Here is a 6,796-nt window from a genome sequence, read left to right as displayed (position 1 = left end):
CTTGAGCCAGGTCCAGCACTTGAGCATTCAAAGCGGTCAGTTCTGCGGGCTTGAGCTTGTTGCGTGCTAGGGCAAAGGCGCGGTCAGAGGCGCCGCGCTGCAGGCCTGGGTGACCGGCCAAGCTGGCGAAAAACGAGTCCAGCATCAGCTGCTGAGATTGAGAGCGTTGGCTGAGCAAAGCGCCCACGAGACAAGGCAGGGGCAGTTTGCGTTGGCGAACAAAGGCGGTGGACTGGGCACCTCGGGCCAAATCTGCAAAGGCGGTGCTGTGTATGAACTGACCCAGCTTGGCAAAGACAGAGGTCAGGTCATCAAGAGGCGATGACCCAAGGGTTAACCCTATATTTTCTTATCATGGTGGTTGTCATGTTGCGGCGAGAGAAAATAAGAAAAACTTCAATTAAATCAATGAGTTGCGTCAATAATTATATCTTAAGTTCGGTGGATTGCTTCACGCCCCGATTCATAGCTTGAGAACATGAAGAAGTGGTGCCCGGCACCGCCGGCACGCGCAAAGCCCACATAGTTTCGGGTCTTTTTGGGCGCGGGTTTGCCGTCCCTCATGGGGGCAACCAGGTTGCCGCAGTTGTTGAGCAGCCAGCACAAGCTGCCGCCCTGGCGCAGCAAGCGCTTGCCTTCGGCTGTCACGTATTCGGCCACGCGTTCGTTCGGGTAATAGGTGGCTTTGACAAAAGTGGTCATGGCAATGCGTCCTTACGCAAAGAATTGGCGGACGGCGATTGCGCCCAGGAAATCAGTATCGTCTTCGCTATTGCTGAGCGCGGCGAAATAAGGTGACTCGGTCAAGGCTGCCAAGTCTTCGTCGGTGAACTCGTCACTGGACAAGTCAAGCTCCTCGTGCTCTGCCTGCGGCACCGAACAAGGCCGCAGTTGGCATTGCATGCTGCCGATCAGCAAGGTCACCTGGCTTGGTTCTTCTTTGTCCATCAAACGTGGCAGCCGCCCACTGGCGTCAACAATGCCTTTGGCGAGAACCCGGCCTTGCTGATCTAGCAATTGGTAAGGGTTGCCCACAAAGCCCGCATCAGCAAGCAGTGCGTCGCTCCCCAGTGCAGCAAAACGCACACTGTAAGGAGGCTCGGCTATGTGTGAAGGTGACAGATTGAAGGGCAACCGCTTCCCCCCCGGCAAGCTGAAGCTACCCGCATGCGTCACCCAGCTGCCGCTGGTGCCGTCTTCAATGCCTGCGCTGTTCAAAACGGTGAAGCTCCCCCCGCCGTTGATCACGATCTCTTCTTTGGCGGTGAAGGTGATCCGGTTGGCCGTTTGTGTGATCTTCACTCTGGCCAGGAAGCGGATGGATTTGTCCAGTGCTTGCATGTCCACGTTGGCCACGGCGCTGACGATCTTGATGCCGGCTTTGTAGGCAAACATGCGCAGAGCTTGTTCTGCGCTGACGAGCCAGCTCTTGCCCGCGCTCACGCTTGTGTGCCCGCCGCTGGTGATGGCGTGGTGCTGGCCGCTGTGCTGGTGGGTGCTTTGCGGTGTGGTGCTCTCGATGCCCGCAGGGCTGGCCAGGATCAGGTGGGGCTCTTGCAGTTCGGGAAATTTCGCTTGGCCTTCACCTGTGTTGGTGCTTGTGCCTGTGCTTTTTCCGTCCCCTGCAATGGCCTTGTTCTGGTCTGCAATAGCTTGGGCTACGTCGCCTTGGTCGCTGACTTCCTGCGCTTGGTGTTGCAGCGCCAAGTCGCCCAGACTGTCGTGCTGGCTTTGCCCTTGCGCCAGCCGCGCTGCGGTCTCGCTCAGGTCGGTGATGTGCCCGCTGGCGTTGGGCCTGGCCTCGGTGCTGATGAGCAGGCCGTCTTTGGCTCTGACTGCGCCGTGTCCGTCGGTGCGCAGCTCAAAGCCTTCGCCACGGTGGTCTTTTCTTCCCTGGTTGTCTTCGATGCGCGTGATGTGCCCCAGACTCAGCTGGCTGTGCTGGTGGTCGCTCTTGATTTGCGCCTGAATTTTTTGTTCGGTGTCGTCCAGCACCAGGTGGTTGGACCTGCCCGCTGCGCTGTTGCCTCCGCCGGGTTTGAGCTCTCGGCTTCTGAAGCCGCTTAAGGCTTGCTGCGCAGGCAGTGCCCAGGGCGGCGTGTTCATCTGGTTGTAGACCCGCCCGGTGCAGATGGGCTGGTCTGGGTCTCCGCCCAGAAAGTCCACGATCACTTCTTGCCCGATGCGCGGCACGTGCATGGCGCCCAGCTGGTTGCCCGCCCAAGCGGCAGACACCCGCACCCAGCAGCTGCTGTTGTGGTTTTTGGTGCCATAGCGGTCCCAAGGAAACTGCACTTTGATGCGCCCTAAAGGATCGGTGTAGATGTCGCTTTGGGCGGTGTCGACGTCTGGCCCGCAGACCAGCGCCGTCTCGGGGCCGTGGGTGTGGGGTTTGGGCTGAACAGACCAAACCGACCTGCCGTTTACAGAAAAGCCTCTAGCCTCAGTTCTCACTTCACCGACACCCTCGCGCCTTGAGCACCTTGCGTGCATCGGCAATGCTGGCAATGCGGTTAGGGTTGGACAGGCATTGCTCATCCTGTGTGATGATGAGCTTACCGTCAGTATCTTGTTTGAAGCGCATGAGCACCGTCATGGGGAGCTCATCGGGTTCTGACCGGGGGTCGGCTTGGGCAGCGCTGTCGATGTAGCTCAGGGTGATGAGCATGCTGTCTTCAATCTCTTTGGGGGCTGTCATGGCTTTTATGTCGTAGCAAAACGGCTTACCCTGGATCAGCTTCTTGTCGCGGCCAATTTCGATGCGGCCAATTCCAGCGATCTGGCCTTGCTCAGTCAGCATGAAGAGGTGGCAGACAAGATTTCTCTTATTTATCCACCCACAATGCGGTCCTTCCCAATTTATGTCGTCTCGGCGGTAGTTTTCGCAGCCCTCAATGGGATCGTTATCGGGGACGTAAGAACTAACTACCGAGAAGAAGCGTGTTTGGTTCAGACGCCATGCAAACATAGAGTTTTCATGCCCCCCGGCCGTATTTGGCCGGTATGGCGTGCTGGTTTCAGCATCAAAAACATACGTTCTTGCAACCATGTAGGGATCAACTGTCTCTCTTTCCCATTGCTTAACCATAGTTACAAATGTTTTTCTAGACTGTATGGTGTCGTTTTTGAGATAGGCCCATGAAAAATTGGCAACACAAGCCAGAATCAAGCCCACGATCATTCGTTGAAACAAGTTTTTCATACAGTTTTTTATGTGAAATATCGGAAGGCGAGTTTGACGTTGGAGCGCCGTTTTAGAACGGGGTTTTTGCCTTCGTCATTGGGGTACTGGCCCGCCTGATGCTTTCTGATCTCACCCGCGTTGACAATCCTGGTGATGGCATCAATCACCTCATCGCTCACGGCCCCTTTACCCGAGTCTTTGTCCGCTTGCTTCCAACATTCTTTACGCAACCAAAACCACACGGCTGAACGGACCATGTCGGGCATTAGCTGGACCAATTCAGGACGGGCGAGAAAGTCTTTCTCTTGCCCCCAATACTTTTTGTAATCCGTGTCGAAATCATCGTAATTACCTTTTCCGGTCAACTGCTTGAGCCCCCGGCCACGGTACTTCCAGCCATCCCCACGAACGTCCTTGTTATTACCTAGTGCTTCGGCTAGACCAGGCTTGGGCCCATACGCCTTGTTCGCAATGGCCTCTTGATCAGCAGGTTTGATCACGCCCTTGTACTGGCGCTCTACAGGCTGTCTCTGACCATTGATCACCTTCCACTCCAATTTCTTGATGAGGCCGTTGATGCGTCCATCTTGCTCGGCCTCTGCGGGGTTCTTGGCGTAATAGCCAAACGTCCCCTTCAAGCCCGCCGGGTTGTAGTCCAAGCTCTCTTGCACGGCGTCGAGCTTGTCGCCCGCCTCTTGTTTGATCTGCCCAAAAAAATGCGCCCTGCGCACCGGGGTGTCGAGCTTGTACTTACCCAAATCTGAATTGAGCTCGTCTGCGATGGCTTGCAAATGCTGTGCATCGGCTTTGGGGCAAATGCCTTGCAATTGCGCCAACGTGATCTGCGCAGGCACGGGGCGGCTGATGAAAGCCACAGGTTCATTGCGCTCATTGCGCTTTTGCTGCACAAGCACCCCTTGGTTGTCTGTGGGCGATGGTCCGGGCGGCGGCGCAGGTGTGGGCTCGCTGCTGCGCGGCTTATGTGTCAACGTGTCCTCGTCTTTGTGGGGCTGCAGCTGGACTTTGACCAGCACAGTGTCGCTGGCAAAGCGTGCCAAGGTGCGCTGGCGCAGCACCGGCTGCACATCAGGCTGTAGGCGTTTGAAGTCTTGCCGATCGCGTGACCACACATACGCCTCTATCGGCTGTGTCGTTACAGGCTTGAGGCGAACGCCCGCGTGCGCCTCATCCACTTCTCCTTCGATGGCTTGGCCCTCCATAACCAGTTTGTAGCGCAAACCAGTAGCGGGACACATGTAGCGGTTGAGGAACGCCACCATCACCTCTCCAGGTTGGTTATTCGATCCGGGCGCTTCTTTCAAAAAGTCGGACCAAGCTTTCATGATGACACTCCTGTGTTCAATGGTTCTGATTGCTCGACAAACACCACCCATTGCCCTTGCCCAGCTATGAACGTAACTTCTTGCGGTTCTTCCTGCTTGGCTTGCAAAGCAATGGCCACAGGATTCAATTCGCTTTTAGCCAGCAGCTGTCCTCCATCCTCTCCATAGATGGCATAGGGCGTCCTCTGACCTACGCCCTCCATGTGAAGCAATGCACCTGCATCAAATTTGGTCTGGTAATTTCCGTTCATTGAATGAACAGGCAACTCCGGCATCACCACCGCCAAGCTCTTACCCTTGGGCATCGCATGACTTGCTGCATGACTCGTCCACGCCCCGCTGGTGCCGTCCTCGATGCCCGAAGCCTTAAACACGGTGAAGCTCCCCCCTCCGTTGATCACGATCTCTTCTTTGGCGGTGAGGGTAATCCGGTTGGCCGTTTGCGTGATCTTCACTTTGGCCAGAAAGCGGATGGATTTGTCCAGCGCTTGCATGTCCACGTTGGCCACGGCGCTCACGATCTTGATGCCAGCTTTGTAGGCAAACATGCGCAGGGCTTGTTCTGCGCTGACCAGCCAGCTCTTGCCCGCGCTCACACTGCTGTGCCCGCCGCTGGTGATGGCATGGTGCTGGCCGCTGTGCTGGTGCGTGCTTTGCGGTGTGGTGCTCTCGATGCCTGCGGGGCTGGCCAGAATCAGGTGGGGCTCTTGCAGTTCGGGGAATTTCCCTTCTGTTTTACCGTCCCCTGCAATGGCCTTGTTCTGCGCTTCAATGGCTTGGGCTACGTCGCCTTGGTCGCCTTCATCCTGCGCTTGGTGTTGCAGCGCCAAGTCGCCCAGACTGTCGTGCTGACTGTGGCCGTTTTGTAGTCGGGCTGCGGTCTCGCTCAGGTCGGTGATGTGGCCATTGGCGTTGGGTCGGCCCTCGGTGCTGATGAGCAAGCCGTCTTTGGCCCTGACTGCGCCGTGTCCGTCGGTTCTGAGTTCGAAGCCTTCGCCACGGTGGTCTTTGCGGCCCGCGTTGTCTTCGATGCGCGTGATGTGCCCCAGGCTCAGCTGGCTGTGCTGGTGGTCGCTCTTGATTTGCGCCTGGATCTTTTGTTCGGTGTCGTCCAGCACCAAGTGGTTGCTTCGGCCTGCCGCGCTGTTGCCTCCGCCGGGTTTGAGCTCTCGGCTTCTGAAGCCGCTGAGCGCTTGCTGCGCGGGCAAGGCCCAGGGCGGCGTGTTCATCTGGTTGTACACCCGGCCGGTGCAAATGGGCTGGTCCGGGTCGCCACCCAGAAAGTCCACGATCACTTCTTGCCCGATGCGCGGCACGTGCATGGCGCCCAGCTGGTTGCCCGCCCAAGCCGCTGACACCCGCACCCAGCAGCTGCTGTTGTGGTTCTTGGCGCCGTAGCGGTCCCACGGAAACTGAACTTTGATGCGGCCCAAGGGATCGGTGTAGATGTCGCTTTGGGCGGTGTCGGCCTCTGGCCCGCAGACCAGAGCGGTCTCGGGGCCGTGGGTGTGGGGTTTGGGCTGAAGGCCTTCGGGGCGCAGCAGCTCGGTGGTGGGCTGCACTTCAAAGCGCACCTCGATGCGCCATTGGCCGGACAGGCGCTGGGCGTCGGACAGAACGACTGGAAGGGTTTGGAACCTGCCTTGTCGCACAGCCAGCATGCACAGGCGCGCCAGGTACTGGCCTTGGGATCGGCGAGCGGTTTTACCTGTGCCTGCGTTGGGCTGGCTGCATTCGCCAGTGGTGCCCGTCATTTCAGAACTCAGTAACCCCGTGGGATCACAAATGTGCGTTCGTTTTTAGGGTTCTCTTGAAATTTGAGTGGGTAAGCTTCTGCCATATTGATCAACTTTTGAGCGTGAATTGATGACTGCCAAGCTGTTTGAATCTGCCCTGGGCATCACTGACCCGTGGTGCGTTGCCTCGGTTGAGTTCGACGAAGGTGCCAAGACCTTGACGATATTGATTGACTTCAAAGTCGGCAGTCGCTTTGCAGTCTCGGGTCACGATGGGCTGCATGGTGTGCACGACACGGTGGCCAAGACGTATCGGCACCTGAACTTCTTTCAACACGAGTGCCATCTGCAAGTTCGCACGCCTCGCGTGAAACTTCCCAACGGTTCGGTGCGGTTGGTCGAGCCTGATTTTGCCGGGCGACTTAATGGCTTCACCTTGCTGTTTGAAGCCTTCATTCTGATGCTGTCTGGCCAGATGCCATTTGCCGCCGTCTCGCGTCTTGTCGGGGAGTCGCCGCACAAGGTTCTGGCCG

Annotated in this window: 6 protein-coding genes and 1 pseudogene; 1 reads left to right on the top strand and 6 read right to left on the bottom strand. The window is 57.5% G+C overall.

Translation table 11 applies throughout. The features are described 5' to 3' along the window. The 6 genes and pseudogenes from AMM33_RS21135 to AMM33_RS21110 form a co-directional block, all read right to left on the bottom strand. Positions 1–250 (bottom strand): annotated as a pseudogene (locus AMM33_RS21135) (transposase); the annotation flags it as partial. Positions 251–432: 182 nt separating this feature from the next. After that, positions 433–702 carry a hypothetical protein gene (locus AMM33_RS21130; RefSeq protein ID WP_090143202.1) on the bottom strand — a complete coding sequence of 90 codons (270 nt, stop codon included), beginning with the start codon at positions 700–702 and terminating at the stop codon, positions 433–435. A gap of 12 nt (positions 703–714) precedes the next feature. Continuing rightward, positions 715–2,454, bottom strand: a complete 1,740-nt coding sequence (locus AMM33_RS21125) for a DUF2345 domain-containing protein (RefSeq protein ID WP_369802485.1) — start codon at positions 2,452–2,454, stop codon at positions 715–717. Between the two features lies 1 nt (position 2,455). Continuing rightward, the gene (locus AMM33_RS22250; RefSeq protein ID WP_194945653.1) at positions 2,456–3,202 is read right to left on the bottom strand and encodes a hypothetical protein; all 747 of its coding nucleotides are present in this window, start codon (positions 3,200–3,202) and stop codon (positions 2,456–2,458) included. Between the two features lie 8 nt (positions 3,203–3,210). Further along, positions 3,211–4,527: a glycoside hydrolase family 19 protein gene (locus AMM33_RS21115; protein ID WP_090143199.1), complete on the bottom strand. Its 1,317-nt coding sequence runs from the start codon at positions 4,525–4,527 to the stop codon at positions 3,211–3,213. Then, positions 4,524–6,281: a DUF2345 domain-containing protein gene (locus AMM33_RS21110; protein ID WP_090143198.1), complete on the bottom strand. Its 1,758-nt coding sequence runs from the start codon at positions 6,279–6,281 to the stop codon at positions 4,524–4,526. The genes AMM33_RS21115 and AMM33_RS21110 overlap by 4 nt, the downstream gene beginning before the upstream one ends. A 112-nt stretch (positions 6,282–6,393) precedes the next feature. Here AMM33_RS21110 and AMM33_RS21105 point away from each other — a divergent pair. After that, a partial coding sequence (locus AMM33_RS21105) for a transposase family protein (protein ID WP_194945652.1) occupies positions 6,394–6,796 on the top strand: 403 nt, incomplete at its 3' end.

The sequence above is a fragment of the Limnohabitans sp. DM1 genome, assembly GCF_001269385.1.
Classification (GTDB): Bacteria; Pseudomonadota; Gammaproteobacteria; order Burkholderiales; family Burkholderiaceae_C; genus Limnohabitans_A.
This window is presented reverse-complemented; position numbering and strand designations above follow the sequence as displayed.